This is a genomic window from Lentzea sp. NBC_00516 (assembly GCF_036346835.1).
Classification (GTDB): domain Bacteria; phylum Actinomycetota; class Actinomycetes; order Mycobacteriales; family Pseudonocardiaceae; genus Lentzea; species Lentzea sokolovensis.
Window position 1 is genome coordinate 4,640,012 of sequence record NZ_CP107840.1, and the last position, 24,452, is coordinate 4,664,463.

Consider the following 24,452-nt stretch of genomic DNA (forward strand, 5'->3'; position numbering starts at 1 on the left):
CCTCTTCTGTGTCCCGCGTGAACGCAGTAGGTGAGGTTTCGACGTAGTTCCTGCCCTGAACTCACCCAGGGCCGCCTCAAAGCTTTAGCACGCCGTGTCAATAATTCACGCCACCAACCACGAGCCACCGAAGAGGGGGCATTGAGCGTGAGAGTCGACGAACACGGCATCCGGCATTCCGCCGGCGAACCGGTCGCGATCGTGCAGAAGCCGATCCGCACGTGCGGCGATGTGCACGTCGTCCTGCCCGCCTACAACGAGGCGGTGGCGCTCCCGTCGCTGCTGGCGCGCATCGCCGGCACCGATCTCGCCGACCGGATCACCGTGTGGGTGGTCGACGACGGCTCGTCCGACGGCACCGGCGCCAGCGTGACCGGCGTGCGCGGCCTCGACGTCCGCCTGGTGACCCACCCGGTCAACCTCGGGCTCGGCCAGGCCGTCCAGTCGGGACTGCGGGCCGTGCTCGCCGAGGCCTCGCCGGAGCACGTCCTGATCGTCATGGACGCCGACGACACCCACGACCCCGGCGTCTTCCCCGCGATGCTGGCCGAGATCAAGGCCGGCGCGGACGTCGTCATCTGCTCCCGCTTCGTTTCCGGCGGCGACGACTCGACGGCACCGCAGTGGCGCAGGCTGCTCTCGCGCGGCGCCCGCGTCGTGTTCGGCAAGATCCTGCACTTCGACGGCGTCCGCGACTTCACCAGCGGCTTCCGCGCCTACCGGGTGAGCCTGCTGCGCCGCGCCACCGCGCACTGGGGCGAGCGTCTGGTCGAGGAACGCGGGTTCGCCTGCATGGTCGAGCTCCTGCTCAAGCTGCGGCACTGCGGGCCGATCGTCAGCGAGATCCCGCTGCACCTGCGCTACGACCGCAAGCCCGGCGCCAGCAAGCTCCGGCTCGGCCGCACGCTCAAGCAGTACCTGCTCCTGCTGACGCGTGACCGCCTCGCGCCCGTTCCGTTCCGGAAGCTCTGATGGCCGCGCGGGTCGTCGTGATCGGCGGGGGCATCTGCGGCCTCGCCACCGCGCACCGCCTCGCCCGCGAGGGCATGGCCGTGACGCTTCTCGAAGCCAGTGACCAGCTCGGCGGCCTCGGCACGTTCTTCACGTCGCAGGGCCGGTCGGTGGAACGCTTCTACCACTGCGTGATGCCGACCGACGCGGCGTTGCTGGCGCTGCTGGACGAGGTCGGCCTGCGCGAGAGCGTCGGCTGGAACCCGACCACGATGGGCATGATCGTCGAGGGCGAGCACCGCTCGTTCAACTCTGCTCTGGACCTGCTGCGGTTCCGGCCGCTCAGCCTCGTGAACCGGATCCGCTTCGGCGTGGTCTCGTTGCTGCTGCGCAGGCTGGGCAAGGGCAAGGACCTCGACAACCTGCGCACCGAGGACTGGTTGCGCGGCCTGTACGGCGACACCATCTGGGAGATGCTGCTCGCGCCGATGTTCGGCGCCAAGTTCGGCTCCGCGTTCGGCGACGTGCCCGCGCTGTACGTGTGGCAGCGCCTGGGCCGCGAGAGCAACGAGGCGGTCCGCGGTTACCCGGCCGGTGGCTACAAGAGCGTGATCGACGCACTGAGGGCCTCCATCGAGGCGCACGGCGGCGAGGTCCGCGTCTCCGCTCCCGTTGGCAGGCTTGAGGCTTCGGCGAACCGGGTGGTCGTGACGCTGGCCGACGGCGAGACGATCGAGGCGGACCACGCGGTCTCCACGGTCCCGCTGCCGGCGTTGCGGGCCATCGCGGACGCCGAGCTGGCGCCGCGGCTGCCCGAGGTCCAGCTGCCGTACCAGGGTGTCGTCAACACGTTGTTCTTCCTGCGCAAGCCGTTGTCCGGGCACTACTGGGCGCCGGTGCTGCGCTGCGGCACGGACTTCGACGGCGTGATCGAGATGACCCCGCTGACGGGTTCGGAGCGCTACGGCGACCGGCATCTCGTGTACGTCATGCACTACACCGATCGCGAGTCCGCGCTGTACCGCGAGGACTCCGACAGCATCGCCCGCCGCTGGACCGAGCAGCTGCTGAACATCCACAAAGGACTCACGCCGGACGACGTCGACGAGGTGCGCGTGTTCAAGGCGCCGTTCGTCGAACCGGTATACCCGCTGGGGTATCTCACGAAGCGGCCGCCCGTCGAGGTGCCCGGCACGCGACTGCTGCTCGCCACCACGGCCCACGTCTACCCCGACGTCACGAGCTGGAACTCCAGCGTCGAGCTCTCCAACTCCGTGACGGACACGCTCCTGCGCGCCGCCAGGAGCTCCTCGACCCAGGAGAACGCCGCATGGTCAGCAGAATCGGCGCGGTGATCGCAGCACTCACGGTCACCGCGGTCAACCTCGTCTCCTCGCAGCACGTCCAGGCCGATCCCGCGCCGCTGCTGCCCGATCTCCGCCAGGCGCCCATCGGCTGTCCCGGTGGCCACGACGGCTCCCCGTTGCTGTGCCGAGCCTGGGACGTGTGCCTGGTGGAGGACGCCTCGGCGGCACGGGGCAAGTGCATGTACCGCGGCGGCACCGCCCAGGCCGTCCGCCTGCGGTTCACCACCTCGATCGACAACGTCGGCGACGGCCCGTTGCTGCTGCACGCGCACCGTGACAGCACGTCCACGCCGACGATGAACGTCCGTCAGGCCGTCCAGTCCGGTGTGGACGGTTCGATCGCCGGCTCGTACAACGAGGCGCGGCGCGAGACGAACTCCAGCGCGTACTACGAGCCCGCTCCCACTCACACGCACTGGCACCTGCTCAACTTCGAGTACTTCCAGCTGCGCACCCCCGACGGCGGCGTGGTCGTGACCGACCGCAAGAACGGGTTCTGCATCGGCGACCGCTACACCGTCTCCGACTACCTCGAGCACCGGCCCGCGGACCCGGACAGCCCGGCGGGCAAGCTCGCGGAGCGCCTGGACGGGCACATGTGCGAGCACCACAACCCGTCCGCTGTGGACGTCGTGTTCGGCATCTCGGTCGGCTCCGGCGACGACTACAAGCACGACGTCGACTTCCAGTGGCTGGACCTCACCCACGTGAAGTCCGGCATCTACGACGTGGTCAACGTCGTGAACTCCGACCACGCGTTGCTGGAGAAGAACTACGACAACAACGCGGCGTCGATCGCGATCTCCGTGCAGTGGCCGGACGGGGCGGCGAACCCTCCCGACAGGATCGACGAGGCCCCTTCGGTGCGCATGATCCGCAGTTGTCCCGGTAAAGAGCGGTGCGCGAAGACGTACGGCTGAGAAGTGCCGAAACAAGCCCCGAACGGGGGTGTTCCGCGATGCGGGCACCCCCGTTTTTCTTTTGTACCGGGACAAACGGGCCGAAAACGAACGTAATACCACGACGCCCGCGATTAGCACAATCCTTCACTCTGCGACACCATTGGCGATCACGCATAGCACACTCATGCCCGCAGACACAATTGCGCACGAAGACAGTAGGAACCGATCAAGTCAATAGACCGAGCGGTGCAATCTTGATCACAGCGCAGAGTGTCGCACGCAACCCCCTTGGCTCTTGACCTGGGCATGTGGCTGGTTGAGAGAATTCACGTTGCGATTCCACCCCGTCAGGATTGCAACCGACCGGATTACCGGCCCGATCAGGAGTGCCCCATCTTGAGCGCGCCAGCCGTCTCCCTGCACGATTTCGCCATCGGACAACTACGCGACCTCCTTCGCGCCGTCGGTTTAGCGGACTCGGCGCAAAGCGCGACAAAACTGCTGGGTGAGACATTGGGCCCTGGTTGCAGACTGCCTCTCTCCGCGGTGCCCCATTGGACCTCCAATGTCGCCGACGACCACACCCCCGTCGAATTCTCGGTGGCTTTGGCCCAAAACGAACGCCCGGTCGTCCGCATGATCGTCGAATCGCTCGCCGAACAGCCCGGCCCGCGCGCCAATCTCGGCGCGGCGCTCGGCGTGCTCGACCGGCTGGCACGGCGGCGCGGGCTGAACCTCGGACAACTCGACCGGGTGCGCGACCTGTTCCTGCCGGACGACCCGCAGGGTGCGTTCGCGTTCTGGTACTCGCTGATCGTCGGGCCGGAGACGCCGCCCGCGATCAAGGTCTACCTCAACCCCGACGTGCGCGGCCGTGAGAGCGCGACCGCCCTGGTCGGTGAAGGACTGTCCCGGCTCGGCCTGAGCGCGGCGATCCCGGCCATCTCGGAGCACGGGCTGCGGCGCGAGGGGCTGGACCGGTTCTCGTTCTTCGCCCTCGACCTCACGGACGAGAACCAGGCACGGGTGAAGACCTACGTGTCGCACGACGACGCGGCGATCGCGGACGTGGTGGCGGCAGCGGCGGCGGTCCCCGACGTCGACCCGGTGCTCCTGGCGGACGTCTGCGAACTCGCCTGCGGCGGCGCGGGACCGTTCTCCCGGCGTCCGCTGATGTCGAGCTACACCTTCCTGTCCGGCGACACCGAGCGACCCAGCGGCTACTCCCTCTACATCCCGGTGCGCGACTACGTGCAGGACGACCTCGAGGCCTGCGAGCGCGTCCTGGCGATCATGGCCAGGTGCGGGTTCGACCCGGCGCCGTTCGTCATGGCGCTCGCGAGTCTCGTCCAGCGCCCCCTCGGTGACGGCGTGGGCCTGATCGCCCACGTGTCGCTGCGGCTGGGCAGGCCGAAACCGGGAGTCTCGGTCTACCTGTCGTCCGAGGCGTACGACGTCACCCCCTCCCGCGCCAAAGCACTGCTTGTTTAGCCGCCGCACCGAAGAAAGGCCCGTTGTGGAGCCGTACCGCATCAAGGTCGTCGAGCCCATTCCCATCACCACCCGCGAGTTCCGGGAACGCCGCTACGCCAAGGCCGGGTACAACCAGTTCAACCTCACGGCTGAAGACGTCACGATCGACCTGCTGAGCGATTCCGGCACGGGCGCGTTGTCCGCCGAGCAGCAGGCCGCGGGAATGCGCGGCGACGAGACCTACGCGGGTTCCCGTTCCTGGTTCCGGTTCCGCGCGGTGACCGAGGAACTCACGGGCTACGAGCACATCCTTCCCGTGCACCAGGGCCGGGCGGCGGAACGGATCCTGTTCGGCTCGCTGCTGAAACCCGGGCAGATCTCGGTCAGCAACACGCACTTCGACACCACCCGTGCGAACGTCGAACTGGCGGGCGGCGTGGTGCGGGACCTGCCGTCGCCGGCCTTCGCGGACCTCGACAGCGACGAACCCTTCAAGGGCAACATCGACCTCGTCGCGCTCGAGGAGTTGCTGGAGGGCCCCGAGGACGTCGGCCTGGTGCTCATGACGATCACCAACAACGGCGGCGGCGGGCAGCCGGTGTCGATGGCGAACCTCAAGGCCGTGCGGAAGTTGTGCCGCAGGCACGGTGTGCCGTTCATCCTCGACGCGGCCCGGTTCGCCGAGAACGCGTGGCTCGTGACGCAGCGGGAGGAGAAGTACCGCGACCACACTCCGCGTGAGGTCGCGAAGAAGGCGTTCCGGCTCGCCGACGGGTGCGTGCTGAGCCTGAAGAAGGACGGCATCGTCCACATCGGAGGGATGCTCGCGCTGCAGGACCCCGACCTGGCCAAGCAGTGCGAACTCCTGCTGATCGCCACTGAGGGGTTCAGCACGTACGGCGGGCTTTCCGGCCGTGACCTGGACATGTGCGCGCAGGGGCTGCTCGAGGTCACCGATCCGATGTACCTGCGCGAGCGGGCCGAGGCCACCGCATACCTCGCCGACTGCGCCCGTGAGGCCGGTGTGGACAGTGTGCGGCCGGCGGGCGTGCACGCGGTCTACCTCAACGCGGGCAGGCTGCTGCCGCACATCCCGCCGAGCAGGTTCACCGGGCACGCGCTCGCGTCGGAGCTGTACCTCGCGGGCGGAATCCGTTGTGCCGAGGTGGGATCGCTCTACCTCGGGGACATCGACTCCTCCGGGGACCTGATCACGCCCGCGCCGTTCGAACTGGTGCGGCTCGCGATCCCGCGCCGGGTCTACACGCGCAGCCACCTGGAGTACGTGGCGGAGACGCTGGCGGGGATCGCCAAGGATCCCGAACAGGTGCCCGGTTACCGGCTCACCGAGGTGCCGCCGATCCTCAGGCCGTTCCGCTGCCGGCTCGAGCAGATCAAGCCTTAGCAACAGTTGAAGCCCTTGGCGCACAACGCCAAGGGCTTCAACAAAGGTCAGCTCAGGCCATCACGTCGAGCCGGTTCATCGCGTGTTCGATCACGCGGACCAGCACCGCCTTGCACGACTCGCGGTCGCGGGCGTCGCACAGCACCAACGGCACCGTGTCCGCGACGTCCAGCGCCACGCGCATCTCCTCCGCCGTGTAGGAGTGGCTGCCCTGGAAGCAGTTCACCGCCACGACGAACGGGATGCCCCGCCGCTCGAAGAAGTCGATCGCGCCGAAGCCCGCGTCGAGCCTGCGGGTGTCGACCAGGACGACCGCGCCGATCGCGCCGACGGCGAGCTCGTCCCACAGGAACCAGAAGCGGTCCTGGCCCGGCGTGCCGAACAGGTAGAGCACCAGTTCGGGGTTGATCGTGATCCGGCCGAAGTCCAGGGCGACCGTGGTCGTGGTCTTGCCCTCGACGCCGTAGAGATCGTCGATCTCCTCGCCGGCCTCGGTGAGCAGCTCCTCGGTCCGCAGCGGGGTGATCTCGCTGACCGCGCCGACCATCGTGGTCTTGCCGACGCCGAAACCGCCGGCGACGACGATCTTGACGGAGGAGGGGATGGTGAGTTCCTCACGCCCCTGCCCGGAATCAGGCCGATCAGATTGCACGGACACCATCGAGCACCTTCTGGAGTAGGTTCATGTCGACCGGGACCACCGTGGTGGCCGGGCCGCTGGTGATGACGTCTCCGCGCTGGATGAGGTCGCTCAGCAGCACCTTCACCACGACGAGCGGTGCGTGCAGGTAGGCGGCGACCTCCGCGACGGAAAGCGGTTTCCGGCAGAGCTTGATGATCTCCAGGTGCTCCACCGACAGCGTGCCCTGGTCCGTTGTCGTGCGCAGTGCCCGGACCTGGGTCGTGAGGGTCAGGTCCTCACCCGCGGGCTTGGGCCTGGTGCGGCCGTTCACCATCGCGTACGGGCGGACCATGGGGCCCGCCGCCTCGTCGTACCACCAGTCGGAGGAGTTGCTCATGACAACCCGAGGGGGTTGGGCATCCTCGGCGACGCCAGTGTTCGCGGTGCCGACGAGAGGTAGGCGCCTACGCGCTTCACGAGCATGTTCATCTCGTAGGCGATCATGCCCATGTCGGCGTCCTCGTCGCCCACCACCGCGAGACAGGCTCCCTGCCCCGCCGCGGTGACGAACAGGTGCGCGCGCTCCATCTCCACGATGGTCTGGCGGACCTGGCCACCTCCGAAGTGGCGTCCGGTTCCGCGAGCGAGGCTCTGGAACGCCGACGCCATCGCCGAGAGGTGGTCGGAGTCGTCCTTGGACAGCTCGGGAGAGTGGGCGAGCAGCAGGCCGTCCGCGGAGAGCACCACCGCGTGCCGGGCACCGACCACTCTCGCGACGAGGTCCTCCAGCAGCCAGTTGAGCTCGGGGTGCCCGCCGGTCAGGTCGTCCACGGAAATAGCCCTTTCAGTTTCGTGATCACGGTTCCACGACGTCGTCGGCCTGGCGGGCGCTGCGCGTGCCCTGCTGGAAGGCGGACATTCCGTCGCGGGTGCGTTCCGCCCGTTCCTCGGGGTTGAACTCCGCGAGTTCGGGCATCGGCCGGGGTTCGTCGTTGGCCAGCTGAGGTACGAGGTGCTGCTGCCGCCTCCGGCGCGGCAGCTCCGGCCGGGCGTTCTGACGCGTCGTCGCCTCACCTTCCGCCGGGTCGTCTGTCGGCCAGACGCCTCCCAGGCGGTCTTCCCGGGGCAGCTCGATCTGCCCGCTGCTGCTGTCCAGGTCCCTTTCCGGGCCTGGGCTCCGGCCGTTTCCCACTGCCCTCCCGGCCCAGAACTCGTCCAGGTGGAAGGTCTCGGTGGGGCGTTCGGCGGGCCGGGGGTCCCGCGTCAGGTCGCCCTGCATCGGGACCGAGGACTCCAGGGCCTCCGGTGACCGCGAGGCCTGCTGGAGCGTCTGCTGGCGGAACGTCGGCTTGGGCATCTGGACCGAGTCCGCGGGGTCTGCCGCGCCCGCCTCGCCGACGATCAGCTCGGACGGGATCAGGACCAGCGCGATGGTGCCGCCGGACGGGCAGTCGCGCAGCTCGACGTGGATGTGGCGGCGGGCGGCCAGCCGGGCGACGACGAACAGGCCCAGGCGGGACTCGCCGCGCAGCCTCATCGCCTCGAAGTCGGGCGGCGCTTCCAGCATCTTGTTGTGCAGCTCGCGGTCCTCGGGCTTGATGCCGAGGCCGTGGTCCTCGATCTCGATGACGAGACCCTGCGGCACCTCGCTGCTGTGGATCTCGACCTGCGAGCGCGGCGAGGAGAACGAGGTCGCGTTGTCGACGAGCTCGGCGATCAGGTGGATGGTGTCCGCGACGGCGGCGCCGACCAGCGCGACCTCGGGCACCGGGTTGACCTTCACGCGGGCGTACTGCTCGGTCTCGGCGACGGCGGCGCGCACGACGTCGAGCATGCGCACGGGCTTGCGCCACTGCCGGCCCGGCTGCTCGCCGGTCAGGATGATCAGGTTCTCGGCGTTGCGGCGCGCACGGGTGGCGAGGTGGTCGAGCTGGAAGAACGCGTCGAGGTGGTCGGGGTTCTCCTCCTCGCGCTCCAGCTTGTCGAGGATCTTGAGCTGGCGGTGCACCAGGCCCTGGTTGCGGCGCGCGATGTCGAGGAAGACCCGGTTCACGCCTTCACGGGTCTGCGACTCCTTCACGGCCGCGGCGACGGCGGTGTACTGCGCGGCGTTGAACGCGTCGGCCACCTGCCCGATCTCGTCGTTGCCGTAGTCGAGCGCGGGGACCTCGGCGGCGACGTCGACGTGCTTGCCCTCGCGCAACCGCTCGACGATGTTCGGCAGGCGTTCGTGCGCGAGCTTGAGCGAGTCGCTCTTCAGTGCGATGAGGCGGACGATCAACGCCTTGTTGACGAGGCGGTTCGAGACGCGGACCGCGACGAAGATGCCGGCGATGACCGCGATGAGGGCGATCAGGCTGCCGATGAGGACGGTGGTGAACTTGTCCTTGCCGTTGGCCATGGCGATGTTGACCGCGCCGGTGGACTGCTCCTGCACCATCGTGGTCAGCTCGGTGGACACGGCGCGGGTCGCGTTCTCGTAGTCCGCCAGCGTGACCTGCTGCCCGACGGGCCGTTCCGCGTTCTGCAGCAGGCGGTTCTCCAGGGTCACCAGCTGCTGGTACGGCGCGCTGCCGGTGAGCTGCTTGAAGTGTTCGCGCACGTCCGGCAGCGAGGTGGGCTCGATGACGTTGAGCGTGAAGTGGTACGCGCCGACGAGGTTCGCGAACTCGCGGTGCTCCTCCGGCGTGAACTTGCCCGCCGCCAGCGCGCCCGCGGCGACCGAGCTGGACCGCGACATCGCGTCGGAGGCCTGGAAGTACTGCAGCGCACCGAGTGCGCCCTGCACGGTCTCGGCGTCGGGCACGATGCGGGCCTGCGTGCCGAACAGCGAGCCACCGGCGTCGAGAACGCTGTTGTAGTAGCGGTAGATCTCGTCCTTGGACGCGTTGCCGGACTCCAGGCGCTCGCGCTGGTCCGGCAGCTGGTCGAGCAGCCCGTTGAGCTTGTTGATGCCGTCGACGATCTCCTGCGGCGCCTGGGAAGCGAGTTCGGCGAACGCCGACTTCATCTTCTCGACGTCCTTGTCGGTGTCCTGCTGCTGCTTGAGCAACGCCGACGTGCTGGAGCCCGAGCGGCTCAGGCTCGTCATGCTCAGCTCGCGTTCCTTCTGCAGCGACGCGAACGACTGGACCGCGGGGATCGAGGCGTCCCGCGCGCCGGAGGCGACCAGCTGGAGGTAGAGACCCTCGAACACCGTGTAGGACGAGAACAGCGCCCACATGGCCAGAAGGACGACGCTGGGAACCACCACGACACCAGTGAGCCGGGAACGAATTGTCTTGTAATTCGTCTCAGGCACGTTCTTCAGCTTCACAACGCTCCACGACCACCCGAATTGGCGACGGAAAGATAACACCACATGATCAACATGACCAACAGCGATGATCTTGAGGGGGTGAGTGCAGAGTACTCAGTCAGATGCGCAACGCAACACCCCCGTTCTCCGGTTCGATCCCCAGCTGTTGCAGTGATGTGCACGCTCTCGCAGGGAGGTCGCGCGGTCGTGACCGAGTGGGCGAAAGGACGCGAGCTGGGCTTTCGCTAACTGAACAGTGGAAACGCGGCGGCTATTGCCCCGAACTTGACAGCGGCGTGCGGCATCTTCTAAGCAGAACGGAGCGCAACCGAGCGTCGCTTTCCGTTACCGGCTCTTATTCGTGAATTCGCATGCGGATCACCTCGCCACGCCGTGATCAACACAGGTCATTCCTTGGTCGTGATCAACGAGACAGGGCGCTCCCGTGTCGTCAAGAACGCGGTAATACCGCTGGTCACCGCCACTACGGCGAGAGAACCGGCCGCGACCACCGCGAGGAGCGCCCAAGGAACGTGCACGACGGTCACCCCGATCGCGGCGCGCACGGAACCGCCGATGCCCGCCAATCCGGCGGCGGCGACCGCGCATCCGAGCACCAGTCCGATGATCGCCACCGCAGTGGCCTCGGCCACAGCCGTCCGGGCGACTTGAGGCCGGCTCAGCCCGGTCACCCGGAAGACGGCGAACTCGCGGCGGCGTTCGGTGCCCGCGATCACGACCGAGTTCACGACGGCCATCAGCGCGTAGAGCCCGGCCAATCCCATCAGCACACTAAGGATCTGCACGTTTCCTGCCTGATTTCTGCCCGCGCGCGCCCTCGCCCAATCCTGCACGGTGTGCACCTCTCCGATACCGGCACGCTCGATCCGTTCGGCGACAACACCGGGGTTTTGTTCCGCAACGACCTGGATGACCGTCTCCGTCGGCGCGTTCGCCCACACCTGCCTGGGCAGAATCCGCCGCGGGACCAAAAAGCTCTCGCCCGGTTCGAGGGTCTCCGGAAGTCCTCCGACGACGGTGAGGCCCAGCGGTTTTCCTTCTGCGTCCACGCTGAGCACCTCGCCGAGGCCGATCCACTCGGAGTGCTGGGCGGGGCCGACGAAAACGGTGTCACCGGTGAGTGCGTTCAAGTCACCGCTCGCCGGAATAAGGGTGTGCGTGTGCATGTAGTCGGCCGCGTCGACCGCGATGATCCCGGAGTGGACGCCGCGCCGGTCCCCCGCCGTGATCGTGATGTCCACGGCGTTCTGCCGGGACGCGACGGCCACACCTTCGATTCCGGGCAGCCGTTCCGCCTGTTCCCCCGTCGAGGTGACCACGAGGTGGGCGTTCAGCGACCGTTTCGCCTCCTCCCCTCCGGCGTCGGCGAGCGAGCCGAACGTGCCCGCGAGGCCGAGCAGCAGTGAGACCAGCACGATCAGCGGGGACGCGGTGGCGGCGCTGCGCCGCACGCCGTCCCTGAGGGAGGCGATGGCCAGGCTGCCGGGCGCGAGCAGGCCGCACAGCCAGGCGGCGAACGGGACGACGAGCGGGCTCAGAGTGCTCATCGCGACCGCACCGACCATCGAGATGCCCAGCGCCGCCATCATCGCGCCGATCAGGTTCGCGCCGTGCGCCCACACCACCATGGCGACCGTGCAGGCCGTGCTGGACAGGCCGAGCAACCAGCGGGAGGCGGTCATGACCCTGGCGGCCTTCCCGGTCTCCCGCAGGGCGTCCAGCGGCCGGATCCGGGCCGCCCGCAGCGAGGCGGCGAACACCCCGGTCAGCGCGACACCGACACCGGCGACCCCGGCGACGATCACCGCCCACAGCCGCCACGGGGCCGTGAAACCGTCCGGCACCAGGCCGATCTCGACGAGCAGCCACGTCTGCACGTGCTTCGCGATCAGCCCGATCGGCACCCCCAGCGCCGATCCGACGATCCCGAGCAGCAGCGACTCGGACAGCAGCAACATCCGCACCTGGCCGCGGCTGCCACCGGTCAGCCGCAGCAGGGCGAGGTCGCGGCGGCGCTGGTCGACGGTGAAGCCGAACGTGGAACTCACGATGAAGACCGCGAGGAACAGGGCGAGGAACGCGGTCATGCCCATCACCGTCGCGGCGCCGACGAACCCTTCGCGGATCCTGTCCTCGGCTTGGCGGGACAGCCCTTCCGGGATCCGCGGCTCCCCCGTGGCCGCGAGGACGAGGAGCGAGGCCTGCACGAGCGCGACTCCGACGGCAACGCTGAGAACGGCCCCCGCGAACAGTTCCCACCGCTCCCGGAACGTGCCGAACGACATCCGGAACATTCAGCTCTCCAGCCGCGCGAGCCGCTCGGCGACCTGGTGCGTGGTCGGCTCGGTCACCCGGTCCACGATCCGTCCGTCGGCGAGGAAGACCACCGCGTCGGCACTGGCCGCCACGGCGGGGTCGTGGGTGACCATCACGATGCTCTGCCCGGCGCCGCGCACCATGTCGCGCAACAGCGTCAGGACCACCCTCGCCGACCGCGAGTCCAGCGCGCCGGTCGGTTCGTCGGCGAACAGCACGGCGGGGCGGGAGATCATCGCGCGGGCGATGGCGACCCGTTGCTGCTGGCCGCCGGAGAGCTCACGCGGCCGGTGCGTGGCCCGGTCCGCGAGTCCGACGCTGCCGAGGACCTGGCGCACGTCGCTCCTGGACGCGCGGATTCCGGCCAGCTTCAACGGAAACGCGACGTTCTGCTCGGCGGTCAGCGAACCGATCAGGTTGAAGTTCTGGAACACGAACCCGATCGCGCGCCGCCGCATCTCCGTGAGCACACCGTCCGTTGCCGTGGTGATGTCGCGCCCGGCCAGCACGACGCGGCCGCTGGTGACCTGGTCCAGCCCGGCCGCGCAGTGCAGCAGCGTGGACTTGCCCGACCCCGACGGCCCCATGATCGCGGTCCACGTGCCGGCCGGGCAGGCCAGGCTGACGTCGTCGAGGGCGGCGACACCGGTGTTCTTGGTTCCGTAGAAGCGGGTGACCTGGCGCAGTTCTACGGCTGGATACGACATGGGAGCACTCAACCGCGCGCCGCGGGCGGGAGTCACTGGCGTTGATGTCCGCTTCGCAGGTGGTGAAACCTCTACCTGACTACGGTGGTCCGGGTGGGGGAACGCACGATCTGGGAATCCGCCGGGCGGCGGCGGTTCCTGCTGACCAGGTGGCCGTGGCGGGCGACGGCGTACGTGCTGAGCACTCCGGTGGTGGCGCTGCTGAGCCTGGTCGCGCTGCCGTTCGCGCTGGTGGGCGGCCCGGCGGTGGCTCGTCCCGTCGCTCTGCTCGAACGCCGGCGGCTGCGACTCGTCGATGCCGCGCGGGCCGGTCGCCCCGCTTCCTGGTGGGACGTCGGCTATCTGTGCGCCGTGGCGTTCCTGGCGCTGCCGTCCCTGGTGCTCGCGCTGGCTCTGACGCTGGTGCTCGCGTTGATCTCCGGCCCGTTCTTCGTGGCACCGGACCGCGCGCTCGCCCTCGGTTTCGGCGAAGCCCGCACGGTGTCCGAAGCGCTGCCGTACGCGCTCGCGGGCTTGGCGCTGTTTCCGTTGCTGCTGTACCTGTTCGCGCTCGTGGCCGGTGTGCACGCGACGATCGCGCGAGCCCTGCTGTACCCGTCCGGCAGCGGGCTGCGGACCGAACTCGTGCGGGTTTCCCAGTCGCGCGAACGTCTTGTCACCGCGTTCGACGCGGAACGGCGCCGCATCGAACGCGACCTGCACGACGGTGCCCAGCAACGGGTAGTGAGCCTGATCCTGCGACTGGGCGTCGCGAAGCTGGAGCTGCCACCGGACTCCCCCGGCACCGAGTCCGTCGCCGACGCGCATTCGCAGGCGAAGCAGTTGCTGGTGGAACTGCGGGAGTTCATCCACGGAATCCACCCGCAGGCCTTGTCGGACCTGGGCTTGCCGGCCGCACTGAGAGAACTGGCCGACCGCTCGCCGATTCCGGTGACCGTGCACTGCGTCGTTCCCCAACGCCCTCCCGGCACCGTCGAGGGCGCCGCGTACTTCGTGGTGGCCGAGGCCCTGAGCAATGCCGCCAAACACAGCGGCGCCACCACGATCCAGGTCGCGGCATCGTTGCGGCGCAACGTTCTCACCGTCGAAGTCACCGACGACGGCCACGGCGGTGCCGACGCCTCGCACGGTTCCGGTCTCACCGGCCTGGCCGACCGCTGCGCGGCTCTCGGCGGCACCCTGTCCCTGTCCAGCCCCTCCGGCGGACCCACCACCGTGCGAGCGGAGTTCCCGTGCTGATCCGCACAGTCCTGGCAGAAGACGGCGCTCTGCTGCGCGAAGGCCTGGCCGCGTTGCTCGACCGCTTCGGTTTCCCAGTGGTGGCAACGGTCGCCGACGCCGACGCCCTGATCGCCGCCGTGGCCGAACACGCACCGGATCTCGTCGTCACCGACATCCGGATGCCGCCGGGCTTCACCGACGAGGGCCTGCGCGCCGCGGTCCGGTTGCGCCGGGCGAACCCGGCCCTGCCCGTCGTCGCGCTGAGCCAGTACGTGGAGACGAGTTATGCCGCCGACCTGCTCGACTCGGGTAACGGAACCGGCGTCGGCTATCTGCTCAAGGACCGGGTCGGCGACGTGCGGGAGTTCCTCGCGGCCCTGCGCCGGGTGGCGGCGGGCGAGACCGTCATCGACCCCGAGGTGGTCCGCAAGCTGCTGAGGCGCAACCCGCTGGCCGGGCTGTCGAACCGCGAGCGCGAGGTGCTGGGCCTGATCGCCGAGGGCTGCTCCAACGCGGGCATCGCCGAGAGGCTCGTCGTCTCCGAGGCCGCGGTGAACAAGCACGTCGGCAACATCTTCGCCAAGCTCGGACTCGTGCCCGGCGAGGACCGCAACCGGCGGGTGCTCGCCACGCTCACCTACCTGGGCGACCGGACCGCGGGCTGATCAACTGCACCCCCGAAGATCGACTCGCTGCGCGAATCAGCCCGCGACGGACAGTGACTACCGCTACGGTGGGTGTGTGCTCACAGCGTGGGGGCTGACCAAGGCCTATGAGGGTCGCACGGTCGTTGATCAGGTGGGCTTCGAGCTCCAGCCCGGCACCGTGACGGCCTTCCTCGGGCCCAACGGCGCCGGCAAGTCGACGACCCTGCGGATGATCACCGGACTGACCCGGCCGGACCGCGGCCAGGCGACGATCGCGGGCCGCCCGTTCACCGCGTGGCCGAACCCGTCGCACGTCGCCGGGGTGCTGCTCGACGCGGCGGCCGTCCATCCCGGACGGAGCGGGCGGGGCCATCTGCGCATGGCCGCAACGCTTTCCGGCGTTCCCGCCCGCCGGGCGGACGAGGTGCTCGAGATGCTGGGGCTGGCCGACGCGGCCACCCGCAAGATCGGCAAGTACAGCCTCGGCATGCGCCAGCGGCTGGGCATCGCGCACGCCCTGATCACCAACCCGCCACTGCTGGTGCTCGACGAGCCCATCAACGGCCTCGATCCCGAGGGCATCCGCGCGGTGCGGAACCTGTTGCGGGGGCACGCCTCCCGCGGGGGCACGGTGCTGCTGTCGAGCCACGTCCTGTCCGAAGTGGACCAGACCGCGGACAGGGTGCTGGTGATCGGCAACGGTCGCATCGTGGCCGACGGGCCGCTGGCCAGTCTGACGAGCTCCGCCCGCTCCCTGGTGCGCGCCAAGGACATGAACCGCCTCGCCGAGTCGTTGCAGCGGGGTGGCATCGCCATCCAGCCCGCGCCGGACGGCTTCATCGCCGCGCACGCGCCGGTCGAGAAGATCTCCGACGTCACCTTCGCCGCGGGCATCCCGTTGCTGGGGCTGCGCGAGGAGCAGATGAGCCTGGAAGACCTGTTCTTCCGGCTGACCAGTGGGGGTAGGTCATGACCGTCGGGCATCCGCCTGCCTGGCAGCAGCAACAGCAACAGCCGCCCGCACCGAACATGCCGTGGGCCGCCCGCGCGAGCAGTTCCTCGTCGTTCTGGCGGCTGGTGGCGGTCGAGGCGCGCAAGCTCGTCGGCACCCGTTCGGACAAGATCGTGCTGGCCGTCGCCCCGCTCTTCCTCGTCGGGCTGATGGCGCTGTTCACGCTGCCGCAGACGAACCTCGCGAGCGCGGGCAGGCAGGTCGTGCCGATGCTCTTCGTGATCCAGCTCGGGCTGCTGCTGGTCTTCGCGACGGTGATCAAGCTCGTCGCGGGCGAATGGCAGTACAAGAGCGTGCAACCGACGCTCCTGGTGCAGCCCTCACGGATGCGTTATCTGTTCGCGCAGGGCACGGTGCTCGCCGGCGTGTGGCTGGTGTGCACGGTGTTCACGTTCATCCTGTACCCGGTCCTGATCAAGACCGCCGCGACCGGGCTCAACCACAACTACCTGCTCGGTTCCCGGCCGGGATGGGTGCTCGGCGTGGCCATGCTGGCCACCGCGCAGGTCCTGCTGACGGCGTTGATCGTCTCGCTGCTCATCCCCAACACGGGCGGCTCGCTGACGGTGTTCTTCATCGCGGTGCCGCTGCTCGCCCTGGCGCGCATGATGCTGCCGGAGGTCTTCGGGCTGGTCTACCCGCTCGAAGCGGCCTTCCACATGGCGGGCGAAGGCGCGGGATGGCTCCAGACGATCTCGTCGCTGGTCGTCTGGCTGGGCCTGCTCGCCGTCTCACTGGTCTCGCTCAGCCGGCGCGACGCGGGCTGAGGGGTCAGCGGGCCCTGCTGCCGCCGTTCTCGTCGAGCACCGGCAGCAGCTTCTCCGCGGCCTCCCTGGCCCTGGGGCAGAAGTCGCGCAGCGCGCGGTCGATCGGCTGGTCGACGTCCCGGTCCGCCAGGGCGATGCTCTCCTGGAACTCCATCGAGGCCTCGACCTCGAACGGCCGCTCGGAACCGGTGTCGACGGTGACCACGCAGGTGTCGTTCACCGACCCCACGATCTTGGTGATCGCGTAGTAGCGGTCCAGCAGGATCGACCGCTGGAAGTAGTGGCCGGCGCTGAGGTCACCGTTCCAGTCGTCGACGAAGTACTGGGCCTGGGACTTCCTGTTCGACAACGGGCTGAACAGCTGGATCTTGAGGTCGCCCCACGGCTCTCGTGCGAGGCACCCGCCGCCCATGGCCGTGGCCGGTTTCGACTCGAGCCCGAGCAGCGACTGGAGGTTCGAGGGCAATGACTCGCACTTGCCGTCGAAGACGGGCGGCCGCGACCGGTTGAAGTCGAGGTTGTCGTAGTTGACCGCCTGCGGGTCCAGTGCGGGTCCCGGCGAGGCCATCGGCGGTTCCGGCGGCGCGGTGCAGGCCGTGAGGGCCGCGATGGTGGCCAGGAGTGCGGTGAGACGGATCGCGCGCGTGCCCATGCCGATCAGTTCAGCACATTCTTGATCTTCCGGTGGTGATTTGGCGCGGTTGACCAGCCGCACGACCGGGTGACGGATTTCAGCGCGTGCGTTCTTCCTCGCGCTTCAGTGCGACGCGTTCTTCCAGGTCCGCGAACCACCGCTGGCCCTGGGTGCCGCAGCTGTCGCGGATCTCGTGCTTGAGCTCGGAAGTGTTGGTGTTCAACGTGCGGACCATGTCGAGCCCCTGCTCGACCTGGGACCGAAGTTCGCTGTGCGAGCTCCGCAGATGTGCCGCGGCGGCGCGCATGTCGGCACGGGCCCGCTTGCTCACCACCAGCTGAAGCGGTGCGACTCGGGCGTGACGGACCAGGAACGACATGGTGTGCAACGAGGTCTGCGCGGACCCGTAGGCCAGGTGGGCGGTGTCGGCGCACTGGTACGACTCGCGGTGGAAGACGCGCAGGGAGTGGAACTCGACGTCGGGGCGTGCCGGGTTCCTGGCCTGGAGCTTCACCAGGCGGGCCTGCACCTGTTCGGCCTGGCGGCGCACTCGGACGTTCTCGGCACGGACGCGTTTCAGCGTGCGGTCGGCCTCGACGGCCGCGGTGCGCACTTCCTCGACGGTGACCCGGCGGGGGCGGCGGTCCCACAACGCCGTCGCGACCAGCACGACGACACCGATCAGTGCCGCACCACCGAAGAGCGGCATGCCGTCGTCGACGACGTGCTCGCCGGGAGCGGACGGCTTCCGCTCCAGGAAGGCGAAGGTGTTCATGGCGGTGAGCAGCACGACGCCGCGCGTGAGGAACCCCGCCCAGCGCTTCAGCGGCGGTGTCCCGCGCACGCGGCCACCGCGCTTGAGCACGGACCTCACCAGCAGCACGGCCAGCGGCACCGAGATGGCCGCGCCCCAGAGCCACTCGTGCAGGTAGGGCTGCTGCTCCGGCAGGCCGTCGACGAGGATGCGGGCCGCGAACGCCGGTGCCACCAGCACGATTCCCAGCGGCAGTACGAAGATCAGGGCCAGCAACGCGAACGCGCAGCCGCCACAGCCGCTCCGATTGCGGCTCACCTGCGGTGACGGCCGGGTTTGCGGCCGGCCGGTGCGAGAGCGGCCGCGCCGGATCCGTTGAGCACCTTGTCGATGACGTTCGCGACGCCGCCGGTGAGGTCGGTGTGGTGCTGGACGAGCATGGTGGTGAAGTGCGAGGTCAGGTCGATGTAGGCGCGGCGTTCCTCCAGTGCCAGCCCTGGTTTGACGGTCTCGCGCTGCATGTTGACCATGCACTCCCGCAACGCCGCGGCACTGCGGTCCGCCCTGCCCAGGTGCTTCTGCATCTGGCGCAACGTGGTGGAGGACTCGCGGCGGCGCTGGTCCAGCAACGCCAGCGTGATCTCCTTGTCGTGCGCGGCCTTCGACTCACCGACCCGGCGCATCTCGGTGTTCAGCGCGTACGACTCGGCGACGCACCGCCCGGCGGGTCCGAGCGGGCTCAGCGAGTCGGCGATGCGTGCCACCGACTCGCTGAACCTGACGGCGTTTCCCTCGACCGTGACCAAACTCATGGCAGGTTCATCCGCCCCGCCCGGCCGAGCGTTACAGCCCGAACGAACCGTTTCAGGGCCAGGTCAGACGTCGCGGCCGCGCAACGTGACGGCGGCGGCGAGGAGAGGCACCACCACCCACGCGGCGAACACGGCCGCGCCCGTCCCGGCGCTGAGCAGTTCCGGGCCAGGAACGACCCTGGTGAACGCCTCGCTCGCGGTGGAGGGCAGGTACTTCAGGACGTTGTCGCGCCAGGACACCGGAAGCACCAGGCCGCCGAGCCCCGGCACCAGGAACAGCAGGGCGACGAGAGTGGTGATCGCGCCCGCCGTGTTGCGCAGCAGGGTGCCCAGCGCGACGCCCATGACCGCGACGCCGGCCATCGTGGCGGCGGTGCCGAGCAGCGCGGTGGTCACGCCGGGAGCACTGATCGTCGTGGTCGGAAACCCGTTGGCGCCCATGATGATCTGGCCGCCGAAGAAGGCCACCAGCACAGCGGCGATCATCACGGGGAAGACCACCGCGGTGACGACGCCCGCTTTCGCGACGAGCACGGGCAACCGGGACGGCACGGCGGTCAAGGTCGATCTGATCATGCCGGTCGCGTACTCGCCGGTGATCACGAGCACCCCCAGCACCCCGATGACCAGTTGCGCGAACATCGCGCCGGTCAGGGTGATGCCGGCGGGTTCCGTGACGCCGTTGGCGCCGTCGCTGTCGGTGCCGGCGGTCGCGGCGAAGATCAGGCCCACGCCGAGCAGGACGGCGGCCGCCGCCAGCACGGTGAACACGCTGGAGCGCAACGAGCGGAGTTTGACCCATTCGCCGCGCACCACGCCTCGGAAGGCGATGCCGCCGGTCGTGGCACTCATCAGGCTGCCCCTTCGCCCTGGTACTCGACGGCGTCACGGGTCAGTGCCGTGTACGCCTCTTCCAACGACGCGCGCTGTGGTGTGAGTTCGTACAACGGGATCCCGGCTTTCAGCGCCCGCACGGCGATGTCCTCAGTGGACACACCGGTCACCTGGAGGACGTCCCGCTCGAGGGTGGTGATCTGTGTTCCGTCGCCGCTGAGCACGTGAACGAGATCGTCGGCTCTCGGCGTGCGCACGTGCACGCCGCTGCCGGTGGACTCGATCAGTTCGGCGACCGACGTGTCGGCGATGAGCCTGCCGCGGCCGACCACGACGAGGTGGTCGGCGGTCAGAGCCATCTCGCTCATCAGGTGCGAGGAGAGGAAGACGGTCCGGCCTTCGTCGGCGAGGTCCTTGAGGAGATGGCGAATCCACCTGATGCCGTCGGGGTCGAGCCCGTTGACCGGCTCGTCCAGCATCACCGTCTGCGGATCGCCGAGCAACGCCGCCGCGATGCCGAGCCGCTGCCCCATGCCGAGCGAGAACCTGCCGGCCCGGCGCCGAGCCACGCTGGTGAGACCGACCGCCTCGATCACCTCGTCGACCCGGCCGGCACCGATGCCGTGCGTGTGGCCGAGGGCCTGGAGGTGATGGCGCGCCGAGCGCCCGGGATGCAACGCCCTCGCCTCCAGCAGCGCGCCGACCTCCCGCAGGGGCGCCCGGTGGTGCGGGTACGGCTTTCCGTTGATCTTCGCGGTTCCCGACGTCGGCGCGTCGAGGCCCAGCAGCACGCGCATGGTGGTGGACTTGCCGGCGCCGTTCGGGCCGAGGAATCCGGTCACGACTCCTGGGTGGACGGTGAAGCTCAGTCCGTCGACCGCTGTGGTCGTGCCGTACCGCTTCGTGAGGTTCTCGACCTCGATCATGTTGTCTCCCAAGTGGTGCTGCGAGTCATGTGCGGATCCGGCCCCACGGTTTGAACACGGAGAGCACCATCGCGAAGCTCAGCAGTGCCATGGCCGTGGAGGCGAGGAAGGCGACGAACCAGATGTCCTGCAACGGTTGTTCGCCCGTGGAGAGTTCGGTGATCGGGCCGAGGAAGGCGAGCATCATCGCGCAGGCGACCACGTTGAGGACCAGCTTCACCGCGACCCACCGGTACCGGACGAGGCCCCACTTGGTCGCGAGCCCCAGCAGAACGCCGGTGAGCAGGCAGATCGCGCCGGCCGCGAGGGCCGTATAGAGCATCGGGACCACGAACAGGTCCGCGAGTGCCTGGTACGTGGTGGTGCGGCCGTCGCCGGAGCGCGTCCAGCCGATCAGCACGAGCACGGCCGAGACGACGTCGATCCCGATCCACGCTCCCGCCGACCCGACGTGGGCGACCAGGACGGTCTTGCGCAGCCGTACCGGGAGTCGCCAGCGCACCTGGTTGTCCCGTGCCCGTGACACGGGTCGAGACGCGGTGGAAGTACTCATCTTCTTCCTTCTTCCAAAAATGGCGTCGCCGAGGAATCGGCGGAATCCACTAGAAACGAACGAGACCTGTTTGATAGGCCACCACGACGAGCTGGGCGCGGTCTCTCGCCTGGAGTTTCATCATCGCCCGATTCACGTGGGTCTTCACGGTGAGCGGCGAGACGACCAGTTTCTCGGCGATTTCGTGGTTGGACATTCCGTGCGCCGCCAAAGCGACCACTTCACGTTCGCGCTGGGTCAGCACCGCCAACCGGCCGGGGTCGATCGGATCGCTGCCGCGCTGGGTGAGGAACCGGCCGATCAGGGCTCTGGTCGCTTTCGGGGACAGCAACGCGTCCCCCTCCGCGACCGTGCGGATCGCGGCCTGCAGTTCGGAGGGCTCGACGCCCTTGCCGAGAAAGCCGCTGGCTCCTGCCTGGAGGGCCTGCGCCACGTACTCGTCGATCTCGAAGGTCGTCACCACGAGGACCTTCACCCCCGCGAAGTCCTCGTCGGAGGTGATCCGGCGGGTCGTCTCCAGCCCGTCCATCCGGGGCATCCGGATGTCCATGAGCACGACGTCGGCACGCGTCGTGCGCAGCAGGTCGAGCGCCTCCACCCCGTCCGCGGCCTCGCCCACGACCTCCAGATCGGGTGCGGAGTCGATGAGGACGTGAAAGCCGGCCCTGATGAGCGGCTGGTCGTCGGCGAGCAGGACGCGGATGGTCATGAGCTCTTCCCGGCGGGAAGGCTGACGTGGACGTGGAACAGGCGGTCGGCTTCGAGACCTGTGCGCACCGAGCCGCCGACGGCGTTCGCCCGTTCCCTCATGCCGACCAGTCCGAGTCCCGAACCGCCGGCACCAGACCCGCGACCGGGGGAGTTCACGACCTCGATCACGAGTTCGGTCGCGGTGTAGGTCACCGACAGGTCGGTGACGCCGGTTCCGTGCCGGTGGGCGTTGGTCAGCGCCTCCTGGACCACGCGATAGGCGACCAGGTCGACGGTCGCGGACAACGGCCGTTCCTCACCGGCCGAGGTCCACCGGAGGTCGAGCTCGGACGTCCGGAACGACTCCACCAGCGGTCCCAGCCGCGCCATGCCGGGAGCGGGCTCGGTGGGCTCACCCGTCTCGTCGGACCTGCGCAGCACGCCGAGCAGGCCGTGCAGCTCCTCCAGCACCGCGCGGCTGGACAGCCGGACGTTCTTCAACGCCTCCGCGGCGGCCTCGGGCCGGGTGGTGAGCAGGTGCCCGGCGACGCCGGCCTGAACGTTGATCACCGAGATGTGGTGGGCCACCACGTCGTGCAGTTCGCGGGCGATGTGCAGCCGCTCCTCGACGACCCGGCGCCGCGCCTCCTCCTCACGCGACAGCTCGAGGCGCGCCGCCCGTTCCTCGATCGCGGCGATGAAGGCCCGCCTGCTCCGCGTCGCCTCCCCGACCGCCGCGGCCATGCCGATCAGGGTGAACCGGCCGAGGTTCTCGGCGGTGAAACCGGACGACCCGATCAGCAGCGCGACAGCGGGAACGACGAAGAGGGCACCGGTCACGACCGCACGGCGCGATGTCCACCTCTCGGCGTGCGCGGCAACCGTGTAGACCGCCACGGCCAGCGGAACCAGGAACGGCTCCAGATCGGCCCCCGACGCGGTGGCCGGCCATGTCCCTGCGGCGGTGACGGCCAGCGTCCACAGCGGCCACGCGCGGCGCACGGCGAGACTCGCGCTGACCACCGCCAGCAGACCGATGACCGGGAGAGACCAGACGTCCAGCGAGGTGTCCGGGCCGTTCGCGACGACCACGGCGAAGTACACCGCGGCACCGGTCGCGTCGACGACGAACGGATGCTCCCGCGTCACCGCGCGGATTCTTCTCATCACCAGCACATCGCTCACCCGTCCGGCGCGGAACAACGAATTCTGTCCTCGCAAGAATTGCTGTCCGGGCGGGAAAGCACGTCCTGCCGGCGCAGGTGTTCCAAGTACCGCGACCGCAGTATATCCGCGAATGCCCCCTAAGGGACGGCAAGCAGTTGCGTTCCGGTAAATCGGCGATTTACCGGAACGCAACTGCCGGGGTGTGCGAATTCATCCGAGAAAGATCAGCAGGTCACGCGCTGGTCACCGCGTTCGCGATCCGCAACGTCATCTCCTGCTGTGTGGCGTCACGAACGGTCGGCGTGAACGAGTACCCGATGCGCCGCTGCCCGTCCCGCGTCGAGAACACGCCCGCGTTGAAGCCGTACCACTCCCCCGTCTTGCCCCACACCTCGACGCCGTTGACGGTGAAGGTCTGCAGGCCCGTGGCGTACGCGGCGGGCCGACCGTCCACCATGGACACCTTCGGCACCGTGAACATCTTCTCCAGCAGGTCTTTCCGCACCAGCCGCCCGTCGAACAGCGCGGCGATGAACCTGGTGAGGTCACCGGTCGTGGAGACCATGTCGCCCTCGCCGTGGGCCCTGGAGGAGTTGTAGTCGCTGACGTCGACCAGGCCCTGCCCCGGCACGTTCAGGTAACCGTGCACGTGGGCGCCGCGGATCTTCGTCTCGTTGCGGCCCGGCAGGTAGGTCTTGGTGAGGCCGAGCGGACGGGTGATGCGCTTTTCGACTTCCTGCGCCAGATCGCAGCCCGTGACCTTCTCGATGATCATCGTGGCGAGCAGGTAGTTGATGCCCCGGTACTCCTGCTTCGTGCCGGGCGTGAACTTGGGCTCCGTCGGCGGGACCAGCGCCCTGAGCTGTTCGGGCGTCCACTGGTCGTACCGGTGCGCGACGACCTTGTCCGGCGTGCTCAGGTCGGGGTAACCGACCTCGTTCGGGATTCCGCTGGTGTGGTTCAGGAGTTGCCCGACCGTCACCGCGTCGATGGACTCCGGCAGGTCGGGGAAGTAGTGCCGGACCTTCGTGTCCAGGCTGAGCCTGCGCTCCGCCACCAGTTGCAGCGCGACCGTCGCCACGAACACCTTGGTGACGCTGCCGATCCGGAACCGGTCGTCAGGCCGGACCGGACGTCCTTGCTCCGCGACACCTTCGGCGCCGTACCAGCGGCCCGCCTCGCCGGAGACCCTCAACTGCGCCGACGTCACGACCGGATGTTCCAGGTCGGCGATGGCCGCGTGCAGCAGTTCCGGTTGCAGCGGCGGCAAAGGGGTCACCGCGACCAGGGCGGCGATCAGGAGTGACTTCATGATCACCACCGTGCCGCGCCGGCCGGGTCACGACCATGGCGCTGGCCCCCGCGCTCGCGGT

24 protein-coding genes are annotated in these 24,452 nt (G+C 68.9%); 9 read left to right on the forward strand and 15 right to left on the reverse strand.

From position 1 onward, the window contains the following. Positions 1 to 147: 147 nt before the first annotated feature. The 5 genes from OG205_RS20125 (at position 148) to OG205_RS20145 (ending at position 6,098) form a co-directional block, all read left to right on the forward strand. A complete protein-coding gene (locus tag OG205_RS20125) occupies positions 148 to 972 on the forward strand; it encodes a glycosyltransferase (RefSeq protein WP_319973587.1) in 825 nt (274 codons plus the stop codon). Continuing rightward, positions 972 to 2,306, forward strand: coding sequence for an NAD(P)/FAD-dependent oxidoreductase (locus OG205_RS20130; protein ID WP_330277774.1), 1,335 nt, complete (start codon positions 972 to 974; stop codon positions 2,304 to 2,306). The genes OG205_RS20125 and OG205_RS20130 overlap by 1 nt, the downstream gene beginning before the upstream one ends. Then, positions 2,282 to 3,238 (forward strand): lysyl oxidase family protein, encoded by a 957-nt coding sequence (locus OG205_RS20135; RefSeq protein ID WP_330277775.1) that lies wholly within the window; start codon positions 2,282 to 2,284, stop codon positions 3,236 to 3,238. Before OG205_RS20130 ends, OG205_RS20135 begins: the two co-directional genes overlap by 25 nt. Positions 3,239 to 3,526: 288 nt before the next feature. Then, the gene (locus tag OG205_RS20140; RefSeq protein WP_330278195.1) at positions 3,527 to 4,711 is read left to right on the forward strand and encodes a tryptophan dimethylallyltransferase family protein; all 1,185 of its coding nucleotides are present in this window, start codon (positions 3,527 to 3,529) and stop codon (positions 4,709 to 4,711) included. Between the two features lie 25 nt (positions 4,712 to 4,736). Then, on the forward strand, positions 4,737 to 6,098 hold the full coding sequence (locus OG205_RS20145; RefSeq protein ID WP_330277776.1) for a tryptophanase: 1,362 nt from the start codon (positions 4,737 to 4,739) through the stop codon (positions 6,096 to 6,098). 52 nt (positions 6,099 to 6,150) lie between these two features. Here the strand turns inward: OG205_RS20145 and OG205_RS20150 are convergent, their stop codons facing one another. The 6 genes from OG205_RS20150 to OG205_RS20175 form a co-directional block, all read right to left on the reverse strand. Beyond that, positions 6,151 to 6,759, reverse strand: coding sequence for a GTP-binding protein (locus OG205_RS20150; RefSeq protein WP_330277777.1), 609 nt, complete (start codon positions 6,757 to 6,759; stop codon positions 6,151 to 6,153). After that, complete coding sequence (locus OG205_RS20155; protein WP_330277778.1) at positions 6,740 to 7,117, reverse strand: DUF742 domain-containing protein; 378 nt, start codon at positions 7,115 to 7,117, stop codon at positions 6,740 to 6,742. Before OG205_RS20155 ends, OG205_RS20150 begins: the two co-directional genes overlap by 20 nt. Next, positions 7,114 to 7,551, reverse strand: coding sequence for a roadblock/LC7 domain-containing protein (locus tag OG205_RS20160; protein ID WP_030475700.1), 438 nt, complete (start codon positions 7,549 to 7,551; stop codon positions 7,114 to 7,116). Before OG205_RS20160 ends, OG205_RS20155 begins: the two co-directional genes overlap by 4 nt. Before the next feature lie 25 nt (positions 7,552 to 7,576). Next, positions 7,577 to 9,973, reverse strand: a complete 2,397-nt coding sequence (locus tag OG205_RS20165) for a sensor histidine kinase (protein ID WP_330277779.1) — start codon at positions 9,971 to 9,973, stop codon at positions 7,577 to 7,579. A gap of 452 nt (positions 9,974 to 10,425) precedes the next feature. After that, a complete protein-coding gene (locus OG205_RS20170) occupies positions 10,426 to 12,333 on the reverse strand; it encodes an FtsX-like permease family protein (RefSeq protein ID WP_330277780.1) in 1,908 nt (635 codons plus the stop codon). Continuing rightward, positions 12,334 to 13,062 (reverse strand): ABC transporter ATP-binding protein, encoded by a 729-nt coding sequence (locus tag OG205_RS20175; protein ID WP_330277781.1) that lies wholly within the window; start codon positions 13,060 to 13,062, stop codon positions 12,334 to 12,336. It lies immediately after the preceding gene. 93 nt (positions 13,063 to 13,155) lie between these two features. Here OG205_RS20175 and OG205_RS20180 point away from each other — a divergent pair, with 93 nt between their 5' ends. The 4 genes from OG205_RS20180 to OG205_RS20195 all read left to right on the forward strand — a co-directional run bounded on the left by OG205_RS20180 (position 13,156) and on the right by OG205_RS20195 (position 16,709). Further along, positions 13,156 to 14,301, forward strand: a complete 1,146-nt coding sequence (locus tag OG205_RS20180; protein WP_330277782.1) for a sensor histidine kinase — start codon at positions 13,156 to 13,158, stop codon at positions 14,299 to 14,301. Continuing rightward, the gene (locus tag OG205_RS20185; protein ID WP_330278196.1) at positions 14,301 to 14,948 is read left to right on the forward strand and encodes a response regulator transcription factor; all 648 of its coding nucleotides are present in this window, start codon (positions 14,301 to 14,303) and stop codon (positions 14,946 to 14,948) included. Before OG205_RS20180 ends, OG205_RS20185 begins: the two co-directional genes overlap by 1 nt. A gap of 76 nt (positions 14,949 to 15,024) precedes the next feature. After that, positions 15,025 to 15,903, forward strand: coding sequence for an ABC transporter ATP-binding protein (locus tag OG205_RS20190; RefSeq protein ID WP_330277783.1), 879 nt, complete (start codon positions 15,025 to 15,027; stop codon positions 15,901 to 15,903). Further along, positions 15,900 to 16,709, forward strand: a complete 810-nt coding sequence (locus OG205_RS20195; RefSeq protein WP_330277784.1) for a hypothetical protein — start codon at positions 15,900 to 15,902, stop codon at positions 16,707 to 16,709. Before OG205_RS20190 ends, OG205_RS20195 begins: the two co-directional genes overlap by 4 nt. Before the next feature lie 4 nt (positions 16,710 to 16,713). Here the strand turns inward: OG205_RS20195 and OG205_RS20200 are convergent, their stop codons facing one another. From OG205_RS20200 to OG205_RS20240, 9 genes are all read right to left on the reverse strand, one after another. Beyond that, positions 16,714 to 17,361: a hypothetical protein gene (locus tag OG205_RS20200; protein ID WP_330277785.1), complete on the reverse strand. Its 648-nt coding sequence runs from the start codon at positions 17,359 to 17,361 to the stop codon at positions 16,714 to 16,716. A gap of 79 nt (positions 17,362 to 17,440) precedes the next feature. Next, positions 17,441 to 18,415: a hypothetical protein gene (locus OG205_RS20205; RefSeq protein ID WP_330277786.1), complete on the reverse strand. Its 975-nt coding sequence runs from the start codon at positions 18,413 to 18,415 to the stop codon at positions 17,441 to 17,443. Next, the gene (locus OG205_RS20210; RefSeq protein ID WP_330277787.1) at positions 18,412 to 18,909 is read right to left on the reverse strand and encodes a hypothetical protein; all 498 of its coding nucleotides are present in this window, start codon (positions 18,907 to 18,909) and stop codon (positions 18,412 to 18,414) included. Before OG205_RS20210 ends, OG205_RS20205 begins: the two co-directional genes overlap by 4 nt. Before the next feature lie 63 nt (positions 18,910 to 18,972). Further along, the gene (locus OG205_RS20215) at positions 18,973 to 19,761 is read right to left on the reverse strand and encodes an ABC transporter permease subunit (RefSeq protein ID WP_330277788.1); all 789 of its coding nucleotides are present in this window, start codon (positions 19,759 to 19,761) and stop codon (positions 18,973 to 18,975) included. Further along, on the reverse strand, positions 19,761 to 20,669 hold the full coding sequence (locus tag OG205_RS20220) for an ABC transporter ATP-binding protein (protein ID WP_330277789.1): 909 nt from the start codon (positions 20,667 to 20,669) through the stop codon (positions 19,761 to 19,763). Before OG205_RS20220 ends, OG205_RS20215 begins: the two co-directional genes overlap by 1 nt. A 25-nt stretch (positions 20,670 to 20,694) precedes the next feature. Next, on the reverse strand, positions 20,695 to 21,222 hold the full coding sequence (locus tag OG205_RS20225) for a hypothetical protein (RefSeq protein WP_330277790.1): 528 nt from the start codon (positions 21,220 to 21,222) through the stop codon (positions 20,695 to 20,697). 49 nt (positions 21,223 to 21,271) lie between these two features. Further along, positions 21,272 to 21,931, reverse strand: a complete 660-nt coding sequence (locus OG205_RS20230; protein ID WP_330277791.1) for a response regulator transcription factor — start codon at positions 21,929 to 21,931, stop codon at positions 21,272 to 21,274. After that, positions 21,928 to 23,079, reverse strand: coding sequence for a sensor histidine kinase (locus tag OG205_RS20235; RefSeq protein WP_330277792.1), 1,152 nt, complete (start codon positions 23,077 to 23,079; stop codon positions 21,928 to 21,930). The genes OG205_RS20230 and OG205_RS20235 overlap by 4 nt, the downstream gene beginning before the upstream one ends. Before the next feature lie 232 nt (positions 23,080 to 23,311). After that, on the reverse strand, positions 23,312 to 24,391 hold the full coding sequence (locus tag OG205_RS20240) for a serine hydrolase domain-containing protein (protein ID WP_330277793.1): 1,080 nt from the start codon (positions 24,389 to 24,391) through the stop codon (positions 23,312 to 23,314). Positions 24,392 to 24,452: the final 61 nt, after the last annotated feature.